Source organism: Thioclava sp. F28-4, from assembly GCF_002020045.1.
Taxonomy (GTDB): Bacteria; Pseudomonadota; Alphaproteobacteria; order Rhodobacterales; family Rhodobacteraceae; genus Thioclava; species Thioclava sediminum.
This window is the reverse complement of sequence record NZ_MPZQ01000060.1, coordinates 1-469: the sequence shown is the minus strand read 5'-3', so window position 1 is coordinate 469 and position 469 is coordinate 1. Positions and strand designations below refer to the sequence as shown.

Annotated in this window: 1 protein-coding gene; it reads right to left on the bottom strand. The window is 65.5% G+C overall.

Annotated features, from left to right (window positions below):
- Positions 1-25: 25 nt before the first annotated feature.
- Positions 26-469: dTDP-glucose 4,6-dehydratase (locus BMI87_RS21875; protein WP_146681749.1), on the bottom strand; the 444-nt coding region annotated here is incomplete at its 5' end.

The following is a 469-nucleotide window of genomic DNA, read 5'->3' as shown; positions in this document are numbered from 1 at the left end:
TGGCCGGTCTGTCCGAAGACGAGGATCATGCCTTGCCCAACCTTTCGCCGACGCCGTGCCGCTCTAGCAGCGGGCGCCACCAATCTTCGTTCTCGAGATACCAGCGCACGGTGCGCTCGAGCCCCTCCTCCACCGTCACGCTCGGCCGCCAGCCCAGCTCCTCGCGGATGCGGGTCGGGTCGATCGCGTAGCGCGCATCGTGGCCGGGGCGGTCGGTGACGAAGGTGATCAGATCGGCATAGGACGCATCACCCGGACGCAGCTTGTCGAGAATGGTGCAGATCGTCTGGACGAGCTCGAGGTTCGACCGCTCGTTCTCGCCGCCAATATTGTAGCTGCGGCCCAAAGCGCCCTTCTCCAGCACGAGAAGCAGCGCATCGGCGTGATCCTCGACATAGAGCCAGTCGCGCACGTTCGAGCCGTCGCCATAGATCGGCAGCGGCTTGCCCGCGAGCGCGTTCAGGATCAC